Annotated in this window: 19 protein-coding genes and 1 pseudogene; 6 read left to right on the top strand and 14 right to left on the bottom strand. The window is 70.9% G+C overall.

All coding sequences use genetic code 11. The features are described 5' to 3' along the window. From ON26_RS05595 to ON26_RS05585, 3 genes are all read right to left on the bottom strand, one after another. On the bottom strand, positions 1–671 hold a 671-nt coding region (locus tag ON26_RS05595), incomplete at its 3' end, for a Bcr/CflA family efflux MFS transporter (RefSeq protein ID WP_040794894.1). A gap of 314 nt (positions 672–985) precedes the next feature. Further along, on the bottom strand, positions 986–1,399 hold the full coding sequence (locus tag ON26_RS05590) for an SRPBCC family protein (protein WP_174375368.1): 414 nt from the start codon (positions 1,397–1,399) through the stop codon (positions 986–988). A 70-nt stretch (positions 1,400–1,469) separates the two neighbouring features. Further along, on the bottom strand, positions 1,470–2,018 hold the full coding sequence (locus ON26_RS05585) for a hypothetical protein (RefSeq protein ID WP_040794893.1): 549 nt from the start codon (positions 2,016–2,018) through the stop codon (positions 1,470–1,472). Between the two features lie 248 nt (positions 2,019–2,266). Here ON26_RS05585 and ON26_RS05580 point away from each other — a divergent pair, with 248 nt between their 5' ends. Together ON26_RS05580 and ON26_RS05575 are read left to right on the top strand one after the other, a co-directional pair. Then, positions 2,267–3,457 (top strand): damage-control phosphatase ARMT1 family protein, encoded by a 1,191-nt coding sequence (locus ON26_RS05580; protein ID WP_051026722.1) that lies wholly within the window; start codon positions 2,267–2,269, stop codon positions 3,455–3,457. Between the two features lie 2 nt (positions 3,458–3,459). After that, positions 3,460–4,140, top strand: a complete 681-nt coding sequence (locus tag ON26_RS05575; RefSeq protein ID WP_040794892.1) for a hypothetical protein — start codon at positions 3,460–3,462, stop codon at positions 4,138–4,140. A gap of 6 nt (positions 4,141–4,146) precedes the next feature. On the opposite strand, the pseudogene ON26_RS05570 reads toward ON26_RS05575, so the two are convergent. The 11 genes and pseudogenes from ON26_RS05570 to ON26_RS05520 form a co-directional block, all read right to left on the bottom strand. Then, positions 4,147–4,967 (bottom strand): annotated as a pseudogene (locus ON26_RS05570) (LLM class flavin-dependent oxidoreductase). 3 nt (positions 4,968–4,970) lie between these two features. Continuing rightward, positions 4,971–5,792: an SDR family NAD(P)-dependent oxidoreductase gene (locus ON26_RS05565; RefSeq protein WP_040794891.1), complete on the bottom strand. Its 822-nt coding sequence runs from the start codon at positions 5,790–5,792 to the stop codon at positions 4,971–4,973. A 130-nt stretch (positions 5,793–5,922) separates the two neighbouring features. Further along, positions 5,923–6,567 carry an ABC transporter ATP-binding protein gene (locus ON26_RS05560; RefSeq protein WP_040794890.1) on the bottom strand — a complete coding sequence of 215 codons (645 nt, stop codon included), beginning with the start codon at positions 6,565–6,567 and terminating at the stop codon, positions 5,923–5,925. Continuing rightward, a complete protein-coding gene (locus ON26_RS05555) occupies positions 6,564–7,595 on the bottom strand; it encodes an ATP-binding cassette domain-containing protein (protein WP_040794889.1) in 1,032 nt (343 codons plus the stop codon). Before ON26_RS05555 ends, ON26_RS05560 begins: the two co-directional genes overlap by 4 nt. After that, a complete protein-coding gene (locus ON26_RS05550) occupies positions 7,592–8,431 on the bottom strand; it encodes an ABC transporter permease (protein ID WP_051026721.1) in 840 nt (279 codons plus the stop codon). Before ON26_RS05550 ends, ON26_RS05555 begins: the two co-directional genes overlap by 4 nt. Next, positions 8,424–9,377, bottom strand: coding sequence for an ABC transporter permease (locus ON26_RS05545; RefSeq protein WP_040794904.1), 954 nt, complete (start codon positions 9,375–9,377; stop codon positions 8,424–8,426). The genes ON26_RS05550 and ON26_RS05545 overlap by 8 nt, the downstream gene beginning before the upstream one ends. A gap of 74 nt (positions 9,378–9,451) precedes the next feature. Beyond that, complete coding sequence (locus ON26_RS05540) at positions 9,452–11,011, bottom strand: ABC transporter substrate-binding protein (protein ID WP_245545737.1); 1,560 nt, start codon at positions 11,009–11,011, stop codon at positions 9,452–9,454. A 220-nt stretch (positions 11,012–11,231) separates the two neighbouring features. Further along, positions 11,232–12,485, bottom strand: a complete 1,254-nt coding sequence (locus ON26_RS05535) for a cytochrome P450 family protein (protein WP_040794887.1) — start codon at positions 12,483–12,485, stop codon at positions 11,232–11,234. Between the two features lie 259 nt (positions 12,486–12,744). Beyond that, positions 12,745–13,917, bottom strand: a complete 1,173-nt coding sequence (locus ON26_RS05530) for an aminoglycoside phosphotransferase family protein (protein ID WP_040794886.1) — start codon at positions 13,915–13,917, stop codon at positions 12,745–12,747. Between the two features lie 215 nt (positions 13,918–14,132). Beyond that, positions 14,133–15,284 carry a hypothetical protein gene (locus ON26_RS05525; protein ID WP_040794885.1) on the bottom strand — a complete coding sequence of 384 codons (1,152 nt, stop codon included), beginning with the start codon at positions 15,282–15,284 and terminating at the stop codon, positions 14,133–14,135. A 16-nt stretch (positions 15,285–15,300) separates the two neighbouring features. Then, a complete protein-coding gene (locus ON26_RS05520; RefSeq protein WP_040794903.1) occupies positions 15,301–16,227 on the bottom strand; it encodes a metal-dependent hydrolase in 927 nt (308 codons plus the stop codon). A 196-nt stretch (positions 16,228–16,423) separates the two neighbouring features. Here ON26_RS05520 and ON26_RS05515 point away from each other — a divergent pair, with 196 nt between their 5' ends. The 4 genes from ON26_RS05515 (at position 16,424) to ON26_RS05500 (ending at position 20,066) form a co-directional block, all read left to right on the top strand. After that, complete coding sequence (locus ON26_RS05515; protein ID WP_040794884.1) at positions 16,424–17,059, top strand: TetR/AcrR family transcriptional regulator; 636 nt, start codon at positions 16,424–16,426, stop codon at positions 17,057–17,059. Between the two features lie 79 nt (positions 17,060–17,138). Continuing rightward, a complete protein-coding gene (locus tag ON26_RS31475) occupies positions 17,139–18,428 on the top strand; it encodes a hypothetical protein (protein ID WP_157171792.1) in 1,290 nt (429 codons plus the stop codon). After that, the gene (locus ON26_RS05505; protein ID WP_040794883.1) at positions 18,425–19,345 is read left to right on the top strand and encodes a hypothetical protein; all 921 of its coding nucleotides are present in this window, start codon (positions 18,425–18,427) and stop codon (positions 19,343–19,345) included. The genes ON26_RS31475 and ON26_RS05505 overlap by 4 nt, the downstream gene beginning before the upstream one ends. 94 nt (positions 19,346–19,439) lie before the next feature. Then, on the top strand, positions 19,440–20,066 hold the full coding sequence (locus ON26_RS05500; RefSeq protein ID WP_040794901.1) for a TetR/AcrR family transcriptional regulator: 627 nt from the start codon (positions 19,440–19,442) through the stop codon (positions 20,064–20,066). Position 20,067: the final 1 nt, after the last annotated feature.

Genomic DNA, 20,067 nt, shown 5'->3' with positions numbered 1-20,067 from the left:
AAGCCGAGGAACCGGGGATCGCGCCCGACGACGGCGAAGTTCGCGACGACGGTGCGCAGACCGCCGCCCGAGCGATTCGGGTGGGATTCCTCGATGGCCAGCAGCGCCGCGATCAGCAGCGCACAGCCGATGAGCGAGAGCGCGACGAACAGGCCGCGCCAAGAGGTCACGTGCATCAGCTGACCACCGAGAACCGGGGCGAGCACGGGGGCGATGCCGGTCACCATGGCCAGCAGCGAGAAGATCCGCGCCGCGGCCCTGGTCTCGAAGAGGTCCCGCACGATGGCCCGCGCGATCACGATGCCCGCACCGCCGGCGACGCCCTGGACCAAGCGCAGGGCGATGAGTGTCCCGGCCCCCGGGGTCAGCGCGCACAGCAGCGAGGCGAGGGCGTAGACGGCGACGCCGATCAGCAGCGGGGTGCGGCGGCCGAAGCGATCGCTCAACGGACCGACCGTCAGCTGGCCGAGTGCCAGGCCGATCATGCAGGCGGTCATGGTGAGCTGACCGGTCACCGACGAGACACCGAGATCGTCGGACAGGTCGGGGAGCGCGGGCAGGTAGAGATCCAGTGAGAGCGGTCCGAACGCCGAGAGGGCGCCCAGGACCAGGATCACCGAACGCTTGACGTCGCGCGTCGGTGCGCCGGACGCCGATAGTCGCGTGTTCATTCCGTCTCCCGAAAATCGAGTCCGGGTGGCCGCGAAAGATCACTCGTTCCCCGGAACCCGCGCAGAGTGGTACGCCACAAGGTAACCATCTCGTCGCCGGCGACCCACGCTCGCCTTCCGCCCGGCGGAATATCGGATGCCGGAAAGCCGGTTCGGGCGGTGAGGGGCCCTGCTCCGTCACCGCCGCCGGGCTGGACGTCGAGCAGACTGCATCCGGGGATGTTCATGTAGCCCTGTCCGGCGCTAGTGGTGCCGTACATCGCCGGCGCAGAGCCGTCTCACTCCCTGCCGGCCGACCCGGACGGGCGAGAACCTCAGGACTCGAGGATCGCCGCGAGGCGGTCGAGGTCGGCGGCGACCATGGCCGAGTCGCGGTCGAATTCTTCGGCGGTCATGGCGAGCCGGCGAATCGTGAAGACGATCTCGGACCCGGCCGGGTGCGCGATGACGCGGACGGGGTTGTACACGGTGGCGCCGGAGGGCAGCGTGACGTCGTGGTCGAGCACGCCGAGTGCGTTACGGGCGGTGAAGCGCACCCGCACGCGGCCCATCGGCGAATCCGCGAGGAAGCTGTCGCCGTCGGGCACCACGGCGCGGCCCGCCAGGCCGGCCGCCCACCTGGGCAGGTTCGCCGGGTCGGCGGCGAAGTCGTACACCCGCTCGGGTGGGCAGGCGATGACGCGGCTGATGTGCCTGCTGCGGTCGGTTGCGCTCGCATCGTTGCTCATCCTCGGCACACTACGAGCCGCGCCGCCGCCGGTCTTGATCGAATCGGACAGTGCGCGCCGCACGGGACGGCTACCAGACCAGCGTGACGCCGCCCGCCTTCACATTGCCGAAGAAGCGTTTGCCCACATCGGTGCCGCCGTAGTTGTAGGCGTCGAGGATCTCGGCCAGTTCGTCGGCGAGGGCCTGCAGTTTCGGGCTGACGTTCTCGATCCCCCACTCGTCGACCACCCATCCCCAGTCGGGGGGCACGTTCTCGAGGGTGATCACGATCCGCCCGTAGAACGGCGCCTCGACGTTGTAGTAGATGTCGGAGGGTGCGTCGCGGATGGGATTGACCAGGGCGAGTTCGGTTGGCGATTCCGAGGCCGAGAGGGTCCGGGCGAAGACGATGTCCTCGCGGATCATCTCGACGATGCGTTCGAGGTCGGCGTGCCTGCCCGCTCTGTCGAAGCGGGCGCCGTAGACCCGGCCGGCCACCGTGCTGCGCGCCTCGGCGCCGGATCTGACCAGAATGCGGTCGAGCATCCGTTGCGCCGCGGCGCGTTCGCCCGCGCCGGTGTTCGGATGGTCGATCAGAGCCCGCAGCCGGGCAATCCTCATGCCGAGCCCAACTGCCATGGGCTCACCCTACCGAGACCGAGATCACTTCACCGGCCGGACTGCGCAGTTCAGGTCGGCGAGTCGCCGATTCGTCGTGTGGGATCGAGGCACCGCGGCGGACAGCGCGGCGAGACAGTCGGGAAAGCTCCGCGACGGGCGCGCGAGAGCCGGGCCGGCGCGTGCGCGGCGGTCTAGGGTGGTGGCGCCGCATGTCGGGCGGTGACGCCGGGCGCGGCGGCGATGTCGAGCACAGGAGCGCTGATCACATGGAACTTCCGCCGCGGATTCCGGTGGGTATGTCGCCGTCGTTCCCGCACAGCGTGTTCCACGAACGTCATCCCAAGCTCGTCGAGCAGGTGATCGAAGCGCACCCCTACGGCGAGCGGCAGCGGCGCGCGTTGCGGCGACTGCTCGACGAATCCACCTCCGGTGTGCTGGAACGGCTCGACGGCGATCCCGCGGACCGGCCGCTGTGGGAGCAGTGGGGTCGCCCGTGGTGGGGCCGCCCGTGGGGCGAGGTGCCGTTCCTGTGGGCCGAGAGCTTCTTCTATCGCCGGCTGCTCGCGGCGGTGGAGTACTTCGATCCGGGGATCTGGCGCGGAATCGATCCGTTCGCGCCGGCCAAGAACGCCGAACTCACCGGTCCCACCGTCGAGGCGGAACTGTCGGCGCTGGCGGATCTCGCGCGCTCCGGCGACCGCGACGCCGTCGGTGACGCGCTGGTGCGCTCCGCGCTGTGGGGCAACCAGGCCGATCTCGGATTCCGGCTGACCGGCGCGAGCGACACCCGCACCGCGCTGCTGGCCGACGACACCGCCTTCCTGTGGGAGACGCTGGCGGCGGCCGAGCGCCCGACGGTCACGGTGATCGCCGACAATGCCGGTCGCGAGCTCCTGCCCGACCTGGTGCTCATCGACCACCTACTCACCGCGCGCGGGGTGTCCGAGGTCGCCCTGCACCTCAAGCCACAGCCCTATTACGTCTCGGACGCCACGATGACGGACCTGCTCGCCGTGCTCGCCCTGCTCTGCGAGCACCCCGACGAGCACACGCGCCGCATCGGCACGCGACTGCGGCAGGCCGTCGCGAACGGTGCGCTGTCGGTCCGGGCGCACCCGTTCTACTGCTCGCCGCTGGAATTCCGGGACATGCCCGCCGACCTGGCCCGGGAATTGTCGAGCGCGACCGTCACCGTCCTCAAGGGCGACCTGAACTACCGGCGGCTCGTCGGCGACCGCTACTGGCCTGCCACGACCGATTTCGCGGCGTGCGTGGCGTACTTCCCTTCCCCGGTTCTGGCGCTGCGCACCGCGAAGTCCGATGTGGCGGTGGGACTGTCCGCCGGTCGGGTCGAGGAGCTGGATCGCACCGGCCTGCCGTGGCGGACCTCGGGCGAGCACGCCGTGGTCCAAGCGGCCGTCCCCGACGCTGTCGGGGCGCGGCGCTACTCTGCCTGATCATGGTCAGTCCCGACACGGCCCTGCGCCGACTCCAGCGCGATATCGCAAAACTGCTGCAGCCCTATGGTTTTCACGGCAACGAGCCCACCTGGATACGGGTGCAGGATGCGGGGGTCGCCTCGGTCGGCCGGACCCGGGTGTCGCGGACGTGGAGCGACGGTCAGCAGACGCTCGCCTTCGGGCTGACGCTGACCGCCACGCCCGCGGCATGGTGGGAGTACTGCTGCCTGCGCGCCGAAGCACGGGGGCTCGAGCCGGTCCCCTTGGAGGCGGCCACCGGGCCCGATCTGCTCGACCGCCATCCGCGACCGGGAGAGCCGCCCGCGCCGTGGACCCTGCGGGTGGACCCGGACCAGCCGGGCGGGCACGCGCTGCACTCCGATATCGAGGCCATTCGCGAGGACCTGCCCCGGCGGGTGCATGCCTATGCGCGGCGGGCGGTGCAGTTGCTCGAGCCCGGCCGATACCTCGAAGAGCTGCTCGCCCTGCCGGAGCCGGGGCCGCGAACTCGGGAGGCGATCGTCGTCCTGCTCGCCGACGGCGGTCCGGGCCCGAGTCTGGACGACGCCGTCGAGCGGTTGCGGGAGTGCACCGCCCGGGACGGCGAGCCGGGCTGGGCCGAGGAGGTGGTCGAGTACGCGCGTCGTCGTGCTTCCCGGTCCGCTGATCTGGTCGGGTGACCCGGTTCATCCATCGGTTCTCGGCGTGCCGGCGCCGGTGCCGTCCGGCTCGGCGCCCGTCCAGCGGGTCGCGAGATCGGCCAGGGCGCCGAGCTGTTCGCAGTAGTGATCGGCGGACTCGGCCGCCACGGAGACATTGACAGTGGTCGCGCCCGCGGCGCCGGCGGCGGTGATGCGGCATTCGGTGGCGGACGGGTCGCCGAGGGGGTCGACCGGTCCCGCGGACAGGACCACCTCGAAATCGGGCCGGAGGTCGACCTCGGCGAGCATGGCGGCGGCCGCGCTGTGGGACAGGGCGAACGGGGTCCAGCCGTCGGCGAGTTCCACCGCACGGCGCAGGGAGCGCCTGGTCCGGCCGCCGACCCACAGCGGCACCCGGTCCTGGACGGCGTGCGGATCGACCAGGACGCCGCTGAATTCGTAGTGCTCGCCGTGGTATTCGGGGGTGGCGAATTCCTCTTCGAGGGCGCCGACGCCGAGACCGAGGGTCAGCCTGCCGCCGGAGACGACGTCGAGGATGCCGTAGCGCTTGGCGATGGCCAGCGGGTGGTGGTAGCCGAGCACGAGCACCTGGGTGACGAAGCGGATGCGGGTGGTGAGGGCGGCGAGATAGCCGAACGTGGCCAGCGGATCCCAGTAGGTGCCGCCGCGCTGTTCGGCGACCGGCACCGGGACGGCGACGTGCTCGCTGCAGGTGAGGTGGGCGAAGCCGAGTGCGTCGGCGTGGGTGGCGATGCGGGCCGGTTCGGCGATGCCCGCACCGCGTTCCCAGTCCGCGTGCGCGCCCGGCACGCGGGTGACGCGGGGGTGGCTATCCCCAGACGCATCGGTCAGTCCTTCCGCCCGGCGGTGGCCGGCATGTCGCGCGCCTGGAACAGTTCGCGCATCCGCTCGTGCGCTTTCAGCAGCAGCGGCGCGCGGTCGAGGCCGTTGCGCTTGGCCACCGCCTCGGCATTGCCGCCCGCGATCCACAGCGGCCCGTCGGACAGATGCGCCAGACCCTCCCTGGCCACGTCTTCGGGTTCGTCCACCCGCATGCCGGGGACGTCGAAGTTCAGGCCCGCGCGCTGCATGGCGGGCGTGCGAGTGACGCCGAGGACCAGCTCCAGCACGTCCACGCCGTGTTCGCGCAGTTCCAGCCACAGGGATTCGGCGAACAGCCTGCCGAACGCCTTCACCCCGGCGTAGACCGTCTGGTGGTAGCCGCCGAGGAAACCGCTCATCGAGCCCACCAGCAGCAGGCCGCCGTGCCCCGCCGCCCGCATCCGCGCGCCGAAATGGTGCACCAGGGCCAGCTGGGCGGTGATGTTGAGGTCGATGACCGAACGGAAGCGGTCGAGGTCGCCGACCACGAATTCGCTGCCGTAGCTGTTGGCTCCGGCGTTGTAGATCAGCAGGCCGACTTCGAGATCGGCGGTGGCGGAGATGATCTCGGCGATGGCGGCGGGATCGGTGAGGTCGGCCGCGATGGTGCGCACCTCGACGCCGGACTCGCGCGCCGCGGCGGCGGTGCGTTCCAGCGGTTCGGGTGTGCGGGCGATGAGCACGAGGTTCAGGCCGGCTTCGGCCAGCTGGGTGGCGAACGCCGCGCCGACGCCTTCGGAGCCGCCGGCGATCACCGCCCACGGTCCGTAGCGCTTCGGATCGATCACCGGACTCTCCTCGCTCCCCCTTAACAACCAAGCATTTGCTTGACACAGTAGCCCGCCCCGTAGCCGGAGGCGAGAGCATCGCTTGCGCCCGACGTGACCTCCGGTCACGCCGAGGAGTTGCCATGCACCGTCAGGGCAGCGCCGTGAGACCGTCGCTGTCCAGGGCGAAGCGAATATCGGCCCACGCCTCGAGCAGGGCCAGGTGGTGGCTGATGGCCAGGACGCCGAGACCTTCGCGCGCCTGCGCGGTGACGACGGCGGTCAGGCTCGCGGTGGTGGCGGGGTCGAGCATGGCGGTCATCTCGTCGCAGACCAGGTAGCGGGGGCGCTGGACGAGGGCGCGGGCCAGGCACGCCCGTTGCAGCTGGCCGTCGGAGACCTGGTGTGGCCTGCGGCCGAGCAGATCGTCGGTCAGGCCCACCCGGCGGGCGGCGACGCGGACGGTCTCGTCCCGGGCGGCGGCCGCGACGGTGCGGCGCAGGGGTTCGGCGATGATGCGCGCGAGGGTCCAGCGCGGGGTGACGGCCTGCCGGGGAGATTGGTAGAGCAGGGCGATCTCGCCGCCGTGGGTCGCGGGCAGCGGGGCCTCGTCGAGGGTGACGCGCCCGGCGGACGGCCGGTGCAGGCCCGCCAGGACACGGGCCAGGGTGGTCTTGCCGACTCCGGAAGGTCCGGTGAGGCCGGTGATCCGGCCCGGCTCGATGCCGAAGTCGACGCCGGTGAGGACGGGTGCGCCGTCGTGATCGGCGGTCACCGCGTGGGCGCGCAGGCTCACGGGGCGGCTCCGATCAGGCGCCGGACGGTGCGGTCGCCATGGGTGGTCAGGTGGGTGGGGCCGCCGGAGAAGCCCGGCGCGGGACGGCGCAGGTGGTAGACGCAGTCCCCCGCCGGGTCGGTCAGCGCGGGCGGCGTGCCGGGGATGGGGTGCAGGCCGCCCGCGGGGGTGGCGGCGAGCAGGTCGCGGGTGTAGGGGTGCCAGGGGTCGGCGAATACGGCTGCGGTGGGGCCGGTTTCGAGGATCCGCGAGGCGTACATGACGGCGACGTGGTCGGTGTGCTCGGCGAGGGTGTCGAGATCGTGGCTGATGAGCAGGACGGCGGCTCCGGCGTCGGCGGCGGCACGCAGGAGGGTCAGGGTGTGCTCGGTCAGGATCGGGTCGAGCGAGGCGGTCGGCTCGTCGGCGACGATCACCTGCGGGGTCGCGGCGAGGGCGCAGGCGATGGCGGCCCGCTGGGCCATGCCACCGGAGAGTTCGTGCGGGTAGAGATCGGCGGCCGCCGGGGCCAGCCCGGCCAGGTCGAGCAGTTCGGCGGGGCGGTGCGGGGATTCGAGATAGGCGCAGGTCTCGGCGAGCTGAGCGCCGATGGTGCGCACGGGAGTGAAGTAGGTGGCGGCCGACTGCGGGATCCAGGCGATCCGACGGCCGCGGATGCGCCGCCAGGTCTTCGGGCTCGCGGCCACCAGGTCTACGGGCGCGGCGCCATCCCGGAGGCCGCGAGCCGCGCCATGGTGCCCGAGTACCCGCGCTCGTCGTCCCGCCGGGCGATGTGGACGATCCCCCGCGGCGGGCTGCCGGCGATCGCGCAGCAGGACGCGGCCGCCCACGGTCGCGGTGGCGGGCAGCAGACCGCAGATCGCCGCGCCGGTCACGGATTTCCCACAGCCGGATTCGCCGACGAGGGCGTGGACACGGCCCGCGCGCAGGGTGAGATCGACGTCGGTCACGGCGTGCACGGTCCCGGCCGCGGTCGGGATGCGCACGGTCAGCTGTTCGACGGCGAGCACCGGCTCGGAAGCGCTCATCGCACAGCCCTTTCCGGCAGCGGCGGGGTGATGCGATCGCGCAGCGCGGCGCCCGCTCCCGCGACGGCCAGGGTGGTGACGATCAGGGCGAGCGCCGGGAAGGTCAGTGTCCACCAGGAGCCGGTGAGCACGGCCGCGCGGGCGTCCTGCAGCAGGGTGCCCAGCGAGGCCCGGTCCGGAGGCAAGCCTAGGCCGAGGAACGACAGGGTCGATTCGTGCCAGATCGCGTGCGGCAGCAGCAGGACCATCGCGACCAGCGCCTGCCCGGCCGCCGCGGGAGCCAGGTGGGTGGCGGTGACGCGCAGGCCGGACGCGCCTGCCAGCCGCGCGGCCTCGACATAGGCGGCGGTGCGGGCGATGCGGACTTCGGCGCGGGCGATGCGGGCGACCTGCGTCCAGTGGGTCGAGGCGATCGAGACGATGATCGCGACGATATTGCCGGGATACAGCGCGACGACCACGATGCCGACCAGCAGGTGCGGGAGCGCGTTCACGCCGTCGACCAGGCGCATGACGAGACGGTCCGGCCTGCCGCCGAGCGCGCCCGCGGCCACCCCCACGCCCAGGCCGAGCACGGTGGCGGCGATGGCGCAGACGGCCGCGATCAGCAGCGAGACCCGCAGGCCGGAGGCGGTGCGCTCGAACAGATCCCGGCCGGACAGATCGGTGCCGAACCAGTGCGTCGCCGAGGGCGGCAGGTCGGCGGCGGCGAAGTCGGTCAGGCGCGGATCGGAACCGGCCAGGGCGGGGACCAGCAGCGCGTACAGCGCGACGGCGGCGAGGACCGCCGTCGCCCAGCGCAGCGTCCTGACCCCGGTGCGGTTCGGCTCAGACATCGCACCCCACCCGGGGGTCGATGAGGGCATGGGCGACATCGGCCAGCAGGGAGCCGGCGAGCACGAGCACGGTGGTGCCGATGGTCAGCGCGGCGAGCAGGGCGAAGTCGAGTTCGCGGGCGGCGGTGACGAGGCTGCCCGCCAGCCCGGGCCAGGAGAACACCTCTTCGACGACGGCCGCCCCGACCAGCAGCTCCGGCAGGCGCAAGCCGATGACGGTGGTGAACGGGCCGAGCGCGACCGGCAGGATGTGCTTGCGCACCACGACGGACTCGGGGATGCCACGGGCCCGGGCGCCCACGACGGCGTCGGATTCGGCGGCGGCGCGCAGGGATTGGCGCAGGGAGAGCAACAGCCACGGCAGCAGGGACAGTGCCAGCACCGCGGCGGGCAGCACCAGGTGTCGGGTGACCTGGCCGACGGTCGGATCCGCGCCGGGATCGGTGAGGCCCGCGACCGGGAGCAGGCCGAGGCCGACCGCGAACAGGCTCACCGTGGCGAGGGAGAGGACGAACGGGGGCACCGACTGGACCACGGTCGCCAGTACGGTGGCGGCGCGATCGAGCGGGCCGCCGGGCCGCCGGGCCGCGCACAGCCCGAGGAGCAGGGCGGCTACGACGGCGCACACCAGTGCGGTGCCCGACAGCAGCACAGTCCACGGGCCGCGTTCGGCCACGACCGTGGTGACCGGCTGCGCGTACGCACGGGAGTAGCCGAGATCACCGGTCACGGCCCTGCCCGCCCAGCTCGCCCACTGCCGCCACCAGGGCTGCTCGACACCGAGTTCGGCGGCCAGGCGCTGCCGGTCGGCGGTGGACATGGTCAGGTAGCGGTCGCCGAGATAGCCGGCGAGCGGGTCGAACGGCGAGCGGGCCGCCAGCGCGAACAGCACGATCGAGGTGACCATCACGAGCGGTACCGCGAACAGGGCGCGCCGCAGGCACATCCGGGCGATCCCCCGGGCCCGGCGGCCACGCGCGATCACCGGCACCGGCCGGTGCGGGGCTTCGGCGACGGTCGTCACCGTGACGTCCAGTCGCGCAGATTCCACCACGGGCCCCAGCCCGCGCCGTGGCTGTGCGGCTCGAGGATCGGGACCGCACCGGTGTAGCCGGTGTCGGCGCGGACGTAGGTGTGGTCGAGGAACACCAGCATCACGTAGCCGGGCCGGTCGAGATAGGCCTGCTGCACCCGCCGGTACTCCGCGGCGCGCTCGGCGGGGTCGCGGGTGCGGCGGGCCGCGTCGAGCGCTTCGTCGACGGCGGGATCGACGTAGCCGGAGGCGTTGTCGTAGGGCGAGCCGACCGCCGGATCGGCGTATCGGGAGTGCAGGGTCTTGTACACCTGGGGATCGGGATCGAACGGCAGGTCGCCGCCGCCGAGCAGGCCCGCGTCCGCGGGCAGCCGGTCGGGCAGCCCCGCACGATCCACCGCGCGCACGTTCACCCGTACCCCGATCCGGTCGGCGTCGGTGGCGAAGGCTTGCGCGAGGTCGCGGCGCAGTGTGTCCTCGGGGAAGTACATGAGGGTGAATTCGGCAGGCACACCGTCCTTCTCGCGCACGCCGGACGGGCCCCGCCGCCAGCCCGCGTCGTCGAGGAGGCGTTCGGCGGCGGGCGGGTCGTAGGGGAAGCCCGCGCCGATGTCGTAGGCCGGGCCGTACGCCGAGGGCAGCGGCGTGGACGCGGGCCTGCCGTAGCCGGCGAGCACGTGGTCGACGATCGCCTGCCGGTCCACCGCCCGGTTCAGGGCGGCACGCATCGCCGGATCTCCGGTCACCGGATCGCCCACGGGCAGGGAGACACCACGCCAGTCGGCGGAGGTGTTGGCCGAGACCTCGAACCCGGCGCGGTCGGTGAATCCGGCGGCGAGCCGGGGCGGCAGGTTCGCACCGTCGACCTCGCCCGCCAGCAGGCGCTGGGCACGGGAGTTGTCGTCGGCGACGTGCACCAGCGTCAGCCGCTTCACCTGTGGCGCACCGTCCCAATAGTTCTCGTTCGCGACGAGCACGGCCTGGTCGGGGCGCAGCGACTCGAGCCGGTAGGGACCGGTGCCGACCGGGTCGGTGTTGAGTGTGGATTCCGCGGCCGGCCCACCGGTCAGCCGCTCGGAGGGAGCGATGCCGATCAGCAGCTTGGCCGGCATGGCCGCGTACGGATAGCGAAGGGCGAAGCGCACGTCGGCCGGGCCGGTCGCCTCGACGGACTCGATCATCTCGAAGGCCGTGGACAGCGGCGAGGCCGAGGCAGGGTCGAGAATCGCGCGATAGGTGGCGACGACATCGGCCGCGTCCAGCGCGGTGCCGTCGGTGAAGGTGACCCCCGCGCGCAACCGCAGCGTCCAGCTGAGCCCGTCCTCGGCGACATCGGGCAGCCGCGCCGCCAGCGCGGGCTCGAAAGTGGGCATACCCGCGCCGCCGACCAGGCGAAGCAGGCCGTCGTAGATCTTCGACTCCCCCGCCTCACCGTGCCCGGCGACCGGGTTGTACCCGCCGAGTTCATAGCCGTCGGCCAGCACGATCCCGTCGGGGCGCGACGACGGCGCACACGCGCAGGCGCAGGCCGCGAGAAAGGCAGCCACCAGAATGGCGATTGTCCGGCGACGTGCCGTGATCCCCACTGTCCGCCACCTTCCGCTCGATCCACGCCAGGCCACCGAGAAGCCTCCGGCGAATCGAGCGTAAACAATCATCGGATGATCCGCCGACCGAGCTATATGTGCGCACATGAAGCCGAATCGCCTGGTCGCGGCGGTATCACCGCGGCCGGCGATGGACCGGCGGCGTCGAGGGCCGGGCGGATCAGGCGATCAGCGGCGCCATCGGCGGGAAGGTCACGGGCAGTTCCGCCAGGGCGCGATGGAAGGGCCCCGGCCGCCACCGAGGTCCGCCCTCGGGCAGCACGACGCGAATCTCGGGCAACGCGTCGAGCAACTGGTCGATGGCGTCCTTGGCGATGAGGTGGGCCAGCGACTGGGCCGGGCAGGCGTGCTGGCCGATGCCCCAGGCCAGATGCGACCGGTTGCCGGTGAGATCGCCGGTGCGGATCGCCGGGTCGTTGTTGCAGGCCGCCATCGAGATGACCACGGGCTGGTGTGCGGGCAGCCAGACGTCGTCGATGAGCATCGGCTGGCGCGGGTAGGTGACCAGCATGTTCGCCACCGGTGGGTCGTTGAACAGCACCTCGTCCAGGGCGTCGCGCGAACTGAGGTTGCCGCCGAGCACGCTGTCGCCGAAGCGGTGGTCGGTGAAGATCAACAGCAGGGTGTTGACGATGAGATTGAGCTCGAACTCGATACCGGTGCCGTAGACCTGCGAGACATGTGTGGATACCTCGGAGTCGTCGAGCCCGGCGGGATGGTGCAGCAGCGCCGTGGTGATGTCGTGGCGGGGCTCGGAGCGCCGGAGGGTCACCAACTGCTGCAGCGCCTCGCCGAGCATCTGGTTGCCCTTCTCCGCCTCCACACCCTCGAGCAGCGCCGCGGTGCCGGCCGCGACCTGCTGACCGATCTCGGGCGGACAGCCGAGGATCTCGTTGACGGTGGCGAACACCAGCGGGAAGACATACTGCCGGATGAGATCCGCCTGCCCGTCCTGGCAGAAGGTGTTGATCAGCGGGACCGCGATCCGGCTCACCTTGTCGTGCATGGCGTAGAGGTCGATCTGTTCGAGACCCGCGGTGATCGCCTGGCGGTAGCGCTCGAACTCGAGACCGGAGCAGCGGCTGGCCATCGGCCGCCACTCCATCAGCGGGAGGATCGGGCAGTCGGCCGGGATGCCCTGCTGCCAGGTGCGCGGGTCGGCCGGGAAGTGATCGGGGTCGTTGAGCACGCGCAACGCGGTCGCGTAGCCGACGACCAATGTGGCCGGCACCCCCGGCGCGAGTTCCACCGGCGCCAGCGAGCCGTAGCGGGCCCGCATCTGCCCGTAGTACCGGTGCGGGTCGGCGGCGAACTCCTCGGTGTAGAGCGGGATGGCGACCTCGTCGGAGGCGAATGGTGAGCCGTGTGCGACCGGGCACGAGGAAACCGGCACCCGGGACTGGGGCGTACTCAAAGGAAGAACTCCAGACTTCGTTCTCGTGTACTGCGGCTGTGGCACCACGCTGTGCCCGATGGCGGCACGACCGTCCATCGACGAACTGCTCTGGCTGAACACATGTGCGGACGACCGCAACACCGGCGACCGCCGAAACACGCTGCCCCGGCGGCACTTCACGCACTCACCGGTAGAACTCGTCGAATCCTATAACCGTCGGCACACCACGGCCACGCGAACCCCGAAAACCGCTCGAACGAAACGATTTTCGACGGAACTACACGCCCAGTGCGCCCAGCGAGTCGTGGTCGTCGATGGCGGTGGTGATCCGGCGCAGCAGCGTCAGGCAGGTCTGCTCGGACTGCATCTTCGGCTGATAGGCCGCTCGGCCGATGGTGAAAGCCCAAGCGGCATAGGCGAACATCGACTGCTGCCGGTAGGCGAGCCAGGCCTCGTCGAAGGAGGGCGCCTTGCCGCCGAGCGGGCCGAGTTCGTCGAGGTAGGCGCGCAGCAGATCGGCGTCCCAGGCGCGCCGGTCCTCGGGTTCGCACCCGGAGTTGACGGTGTAGGCGAAATCGTGCGCCCAGCCGCCGCGCATCACGACCTGCCAGTCCACATAGCCCATCCGGCCCTGCGCGGTGCGGTAGGTCTGGCCGATGTGCGGATCTCCGTGCAGCAGGGTCTGCGGGAGTTCGTCGGTGGCCTTGTCGATGGCGGTGGACACCCCGGCCCACAGTCGCTCGCTCTGGCCGTGCAGACGCTCGGGCACCACCTCGGCGGCGCGGACCAGCCCCACCTCGCAGCGCTTCTTCATGTCGATCGCGGCCAGATAGGCCTGCAGCGCCTCGGTGGTGGTCTTGAGCACGGCGATGTCCGGATGCTCCCAGAAGGTGCGGTGCAGCCGGGCCAGATTGCGGACCAGGTCTTCCATCTGGTCCCGGCCGATCCTGGCGTTCGGTTCGATGAACTCCGCGCCCCGGGTGGCGGCGATGTCCTCCATGAGCGCGATGGACCGCCACGAACCCGGATCGGCGGCGCCCCAGTATCCGATCGGAGCCTCCATCTCGACCCGCGGACGGAAGTCGCGGAAGAACCTGGTCTCACCGTCGATCATCTTGCCGCCGCCGAGCAGGATGCGCTGGGAGAAGGCGGTGGTGGTCTTGGCGAACAGTTCGTGTGGCAGGCCGGCCTGCTCCCCGATGTCGTTGTAGCGCACCCGGATCGCCACCCGGGTGGACGTGCCCGCGCTGCCGTTGACCGTATCGAACGAAATCGCCTGCGCACCCGAGGTGTCCCGGCACAGCACGGCGGTCAGCCATTCCGGGGTGATGGTCTCGCCCGAGACCGGCACGTCGTCGATGGTGCGAGCCTTGGGCCGGGTGATCGCCTCGCCCACCATCCGCGCGCCCACCGTCACGGATCGCCCGAGCAACCAGAGCTTGTGGTTCATTCACGTGCCTCGATTCGATTGTGCGACTGCCGCACCGGGCCGACGCACTGCCGGGTGCACGAGATCCGAGCGAGAGTATCGCACGTCCGGCGCGTTGAAGTGATTGCACGGCAACCACATTGACGCACATGCTCGGGCGCGGCGGGCGCGCGCGGCGGCGAACGAACGATGCCGCGCGCCCTTCCGGTGGCCGCGGCATCTGTTCGCCCGGATCGTCAGGCCGGTTGCGGCGCCTGCTCCCGATCGCCCGCGGGCTCGGGCCTGCCGGCCGTCGGCACCGTGAACACCGCGATCAGGACGAGGATCGCCAGGACGAAGCAGGCCAGCGTGTACCAGAGGTTGCCCAGCGGATCGCCGTTGCCGGTCACGCCGTCGACGGCGGCGAAGTAGTCCGGCAGCGCGGCGGCCCACAGCACGGCCATGACCGCGAGATAGAGCACCCCGTACCAGCGGGCGAACCGGTTGACGTAACCCGGCGCCTGATCGGGTTCCCTGCGCAGCCGCGACCATTGCGCGCTCAGCGCCCAGACCGCGACGGCCACGACGGCGACCAACTCCAGCGCGTAGACCGTGCCGCGCACCGGAGTACCCGCGATGCCGAGGACGGTGGCGGGCAGCGGCAGCAGGAAGGTGCCGATCGAGGCGAGCAGGCCGATCACCACGGTGCGCCAGACCAATTCGAGCCCGGAGAACTCGCGACCGCGATCGACGTGCCTGCCCACGAAGTACTGCACGCACAGCGCCAGCGACATCGGCCACAGTGCGGCGAAGACCACCACACTCGGCAGCGGTACCGAGTCGAACATCGGCTGGTTGACCGGGTTGGTGGTCGACCATTCCCACCAGCGCAACTGCGGGCCCAGGTGATCGAAGATCTCGTAGAAGCAGTGGTGCACGAAGCCGACGCAGGCCGCGCCGATCAGCACGCCGTAGCGCCGGAAGACGCCAAGCATCCGCACCAGTTCGAAGGCGAGCGTCGCCAGGAAGGGATAGATGGCGACGATGTAGAGCGGCAGCCTGCCCCACAGGAAGTCGACGGTGAACACGTTGTGCGCGAACATCGTGTCCACGTGTTCCTCGATGCCGAACGCGGCCGGGAAGTACAGCGGTGGCTCGATGATGAACAGGTAGGCGGTGGCGCCGAACCACAGCACCAGATCGGTCGGGTCGCCGTGGCGGCGCAGCCGGACCACGGCCAGGACCAGCGCGAGGACCGCGCCGACGATGATGGTCAGCTCGAGGACCGGGAGCGTCCAGTTCTCCAGGGCGAACGGGCTGCGGAACTCGACGAGCCCGCCCATCTCCGCGCAGGAGAAGCCGAGCCGCTCGGCGAGCTGGGAGAACGTGGCGGAACAGTGTTCGGACATGATCTACCGGCCCCGCTCAGGAGATCGCCGCGTCGGCGGTGTACCAGCGCTGCACGTCGTAACCGGCCTCGTAGCGCTCGAACCACTCGTCGGCCAGCGCCGGTAGCTTTTCGTGCGCCGGATTGTGCCTCGGCATCTGGGAGCGCACCACGCCGCCGAGCGCGACCAGCTGCTCGCGCAACGGCAGGTCGTCGAAGGCGCGCAGCATCGGCCCGTTGTTCGCCGGCTCCAGGCCGGGAATCCACTTGCGCAGCTTCTGCGCCCGCCGGTACCTGGCGAACATGGCCATCGCGTCGACCTTGCGCTCCTCCACCGGGACGTGCTTGTTGAAGCCCTCGGAGGCGATCGCGATGACGTCGAGCACGTGCTTGAAGATCGAGGGCGCCTGGCGCATCCGGTAGACGTCGCTGCCGACCACCGAATCGAAGATGATGAGTGCCGAACTGCGGTGCTCGACCTCCTCGACGAAGTGCCAGATGAACAGTGAGGCGACCCGGTCGTCGCCGGGGCGGAACAGCGCGGCCTCGTTGTCGAGCATCAGCTTGAAGACCGGGGTGAAGGTGGCTTCCAGGTCGGCGGTGTAGGCCAGCCGGTACTCCAGCGAGGTGTCGCGGGTGAGCTCGTCGAAGGCGCCGATCACCTCGTCGAGGGTCTCCTGCAGTCCGGGATAGTGCCGGATGAGGCCCTTGACGTGCTGGCGATGGGCGGTGGAGTGCTGCCCCTCCTGGCGCATGAACGCCTCGGCCTCCTCGGCCACCTCCGGATCGGTGATCACCGGCTTGGCCTGCAGGATCATGTTCACGATCATCTTCTCGAAGCCGATGGCCAGGAACGACACCGCGTTGGCCATGCTCGAGAACGCCGGATTCCGCGGATTCCACAGGAACGGCACTTCGTGATCCTCGAACGCGAAATTCATCTTCCGGACTACCAGATCGGTCACGTCGCCCACCTCGTCGGTTGCCGGCGCACGCGGGTACGGCGGCGCCACTGTGCGCTCATCATACAAACGCAACCTCAGTTGTATGATCACTTTCGGCGAAAGAGTCCGTCACGACCTCGCCACCATCCCCTGTGATAGCGTCGAAGCCCTGATCAGAGCGTGATTTTCGAGCGGATTCGAGTCGGGAAGCGAGCCGGTGGCACGACGACGCGGGTGGGGCGGGCAGCCACCGGACAACGACGAGGAGGCCGCGCGCCGCATCGTCGACACCGCCGTGGAGCTGATCGCGCGGACCGGCTCGGAGATCAGCATCGCCGACGTGGCCGAATCGCTCGGCGTCATCCGCCAGACCGTCTACCGCTACTTCCCCAGCGCCGACGCCCTGATGAAAGCCGCGGCGCTGGCATCGGTGGCCGGATTCCTGGACCGCCTGGCCGCACACGTCGCCGGGCTGGAGGAGCCGGTCGAGGCGATGACCGAGGGCGTGGCATTCACCCTCACCGAGGTCAGGCGCATCCCGCACCTGGGATTGCTGCTCACCGGCGAGCATTCGAGCGCGCACAGCGACGGCATCACCTCGCCCGAGGCGAAAGCCTTCGGGCTCACCATGATCCGGCGCTTCGATGTCGACTGGGAGCGCTACGGCTACGACGACGAATCCCTGCCCGAGCTCGTCGAGTACATCCTGCGCACCATGCAGTCGTTCTTCGTCTCCCCCGGCTCGCCCCCGCGCGAGGGCGACGAATTGCGCCGCTACCTGCGCCGGTGGATGGGCTCCGCGATCATCGCCCAGCCCGGCGCGATCGCGGCCGACCCCGGCCCTCGCCAGTGAACTGGTACGCACACACGAAAACCCGCCCGCTGGAATCGAAGTCGTGTTAGACATGCGTCCAACAGCAAGGAGGGGTTACGTGGCACGTCCATATCGGCTCATCATCTGGGGCCCCGGCGACATGGGCGGTCGCGCGCTGCGCACCGCTCTGCAATCACCCGACTTCGAGGTCGTCGGGGTCAAGGTGTTCAGTCCGCACAAGAACGGCAAGGACATCGGGGAGCTGGTCGGCCTGCCGCCGGTCGGGGTCGCGGCGACGACCTCCAAGGAGGCGATTCTCGCGCTGGACGCCGACGTCGTCGTGCACACCCCCACGACGCCCGCGCTGGTGCAGGGCGCCGACGCCGATGTGATCGACCTGCTCGAATCCGGCAAGAACGTCGTCTCCGCGGCCTCGTACCACAATCCGGCGATGCCGACCTGGCTGTCGGCCTCGCAGTCGCCGCTGTCGGTGCTGCGCACGGTCTCGGCCATGCGAGTCACCGGCGACGCCTTCGGGGCACAGCTCAAGGGCGCGCTGTCCGGTCTGCGGCTGGCCATGAAGGCGATCGACTCCGCGCCCGCGGCCCCGATCCGGCCGGTGCTGGACAAGCTGGCCGGTGCGCTCGTGGACAAGGCGATCCCGCGGCGCGCGACCGGTGCCCGGTTGCAGCAGGCCTGTCTGAAAGGCGGGGTCTCGCTGCACGGGACCGGCCTGCACCCCGGGCTGATGGTCGAACAGTTGCTGCTGCGACTGGCCGGGCTGCTCGACCAGGTGGACCGGGTGCGTTTCCTCGAGGTCGGCGATCTCTCCCCCGCGCCCGACGGCATGTGGGGCGGGCTGGCCAGCCTCGGCTTCGGCACCGCGCTCGACCGGGTCGACTCGAACCACGCCATCGCCCTGATGCAGCACTTCTACTTCGACGCGGTGCTCGCCAATGTCGCGCACACGCTGTTCGGGGCGAGCGCCGATCAGGTGCGGGTGGAGCGCCACGTCTATCCGGTGCCCGCCCGCGTGCAGGTGAAAGCCGGTGGGACGGTGATCGAGCCGGGCAGCGTCGGCGCCATCCACATGACCTACCGCGGCTACATCGGCGACAAGCTGTTCATGACCAACGAGGAGTGCTGGCACGTCGGGCTCGGCAACGCCCACCTCGGGCCGGACCATCCGCGCAGCACCGCGGGCGGTCACGTGATCACGGTCGAGGGCAGCCCGGGAACCATCGAGATGCGCAACGAACTCGACGACGAGAACTTCGACGGGGAATGGTCCGCGGTCACCGACATCTCGGTCAACGCCATGCTCGCGGTCGTGCCCGACCTGTGCGCGGCCGCACCGGGCGTGGTGACCCCGGACCTGGCCCCCCGCTACCACCTGGAGAACGCATGAGCCGGCATCGCATTCGCGTCACCGTCCACGGCGACGGCGCCGTCGCCGACCGGATCGCCGAACGGGTCGACGCCCGCGCCGATCTCACCCTCGTCGCCCGCACGACCGGGACCGAGCAGCCGCCCACCGGCACCGACTGCGTGGTCTACGCGCCCGGCGCCGAGGAGACGGCCGCCGACGCGCCGAAGACGGCGGTGCCGCAGTTGCTCCGGGCGGGCTACGACGTGGTGACCACGCTGCCGCTGGATGAGCGGCTGCCGGAGACCGACATCCTCGACGCCTGCCGGGCCGGCTCCTCGACCTTCCACGCGAGCGCCGGTTTCCAGTCGGCCGTGGCGATCCGGATGGCGCGCACGCTGGCCGAGGTGACCCGCGACATCCGGCGGGTGGAACTGATCGAGGAGGTCCGGTTCCCCGACGCCGGAGTGTATCCGTGGGGATCCCTGGCGGGCACCGGGCTCGGAGCGGCGGACAGCGACGCGGCCGTCGCCGCGGTGCAGGCCGTTCACAGGTTCTACGAGGCCGGGCTGCACACCCTCGACGAGGCGGTGTTCGGCGGCTCGAGCGCGGCCGAGACCCCCGCCACCGCCGTGGATGTCGAGATCGGCGACGCGGGCCTGGTCGAGCGGGTCGGCGTGCACCGCGATCTGGGCACCCAGGTCGGCTACCACTCGATCTGGACGAAGGCCGAGCCCGAGGGCGTGCCGCTGCGCTACCGCCTGGTCACCACCACCGACGCGGCCTCCGGGACGGCGACGGTGGAGTTCCGGTTCGCCGGCGGGCTGCACCCCGGCGATCACCTGACCGGCGTGGGCGTTCTCGACGCGCTGCGCGCGGTGTTCGAGAGCGAGCCGGGGATCACCCGGCGCGACCTGGCGATCAACTACCTGAAGTCCGACGATCGCCTGAAGCGCTGACCGCCGCCGCGGCGCCCCTGGACCGCCGGTCCCGCCCCACCGGCGGCGGGCGGTCCGGCGCGGGGCGCCCGGGGCGGAGTGCGAGGATGAGGTGATGAGTTCACCGAGACTCTGGCGCGGCCAGACCATGGACGATCGCAGTGCCGACCGGCGCGAGCAGCTGCTCGCGGTCGCCACCGAGATCCTCGGCACCGCCGGTGCGTCCGCGGTGACCATGCGGGCGGTGGCACGGCAGGCGAACCTGAGCCCGCGCTACTTCTACGAGAGCTTCGACAGCCGGGAGACGCTGCTGCGCGCGGTCTACGACCGGCTGGAGAGCGACCTGATGGCACGCATCCAGGACCTGCCCCCGACCGGCGACCTGCGGGCGGCCGTGCGGGCTGTCATCGATATGTGCGCCCGGTATTTCGAGGAGGATCCCCGGCGGGCCAGGATCCTGTTGCGCGAGCCGCTGGGCGACGACACCCTGCACGAGCACAGCGCCGCCAGGGCGCCCTCCTTCATCCGCGCGCTGGTGGCGCTGCTCGGCACCGAAGCCGGCGATCTGGTGCCCGCCGACGACGAGACCCTCGCGATCCAGGCGACCTCGCTGAGCGGAGCGCTGGTGGCGCTGTACCTGGATTGGGCCGACGGTCGCCTGCCCATCGACCGCGACCGGCTCGCGTCCGCGGCGGTGGACATCGCCTTCGCGCTCACCACGGTCGCCCACCGCAATCGGTGAG

This window comes from Nocardia higoensis NBRC 100133 (genome assembly GCF_000308595.1).
GTDB lineage: Bacteria > Actinomycetota > Actinomycetes > Mycobacteriales > Mycobacteriaceae > Nocardia > Nocardia higoensis.
This window is presented reverse-complemented; position numbering and strand designations above follow the sequence as displayed.

Coding starts and splice junctions, on each gene's coding strand:
- ON26_RS05590 (WP_174375368.1), bottom strand. CDS start 1,399: ATGAGCAACGATGCGAGCGCAACCGACCGCAGCAGGCACATCAGCCGC.
- ON26_RS05585 (WP_040794893.1), bottom strand. CDS start 2,018: ATGGCAGTTGGGCTCGGCATGAGGATTGCCCGGCTGCGGGCTCTGATC.
- ON26_RS05580 (WP_051026722.1), top strand. CDS start 2,267: ATGGAACTTCCGCCGCGGATTCCGGTGGGTATGTCGCCGTCGTTCCCG.
- ON26_RS05575 (WP_040794892.1), top strand. CDS start 3,460: ATGGTCAGTCCCGACACGGCCCTGCGCCGACTCCAGCGCGATATCGCA.
- ON26_RS05555 (WP_040794889.1), bottom strand. CDS start 7,595: ATGAGCGCTTCCGAGCCGGTGCTCGCCGTCGAACAGCTGACCGTGCGC.
- ON26_RS05550 (WP_051026721.1), bottom strand. CDS start 8,431: ATGTCTGAGCCGAACCGCACCGGGGTCAGGACGCTGCGCTGGGCGACG.
- ON26_RS05545 (WP_040794904.1), bottom strand. CDS start 9,377: ATGTGCCTGCGGCGCGCCCTGTTCGCGGTACCGCTCGTGATGGTCACC.
- ON26_RS05530 (WP_040794886.1), bottom strand. CDS start 13,917: ATGAACCACAAGCTCTGGTTGCTCGGGCGATCCGTGACGGTGGGCGCG.
- ON26_RS05525 (WP_040794885.1), bottom strand. CDS start 15,284: ATGTCCGAACACTGTTCCGCCACGTTCTCCCAGCTCGCCGAGCGGCTC.
- ON26_RS05505 (WP_040794883.1), top strand. CDS start 18,425: ATGAGCCGGCATCGCATTCGCGTCACCGTCCACGGCGACGGCGCCGTC.
- ON26_RS05500 (WP_040794901.1), top strand. CDS start 19,440: ATGAGTTCACCGAGACTCTGGCGCGGCCAGACCATGGACGATCGCAGT.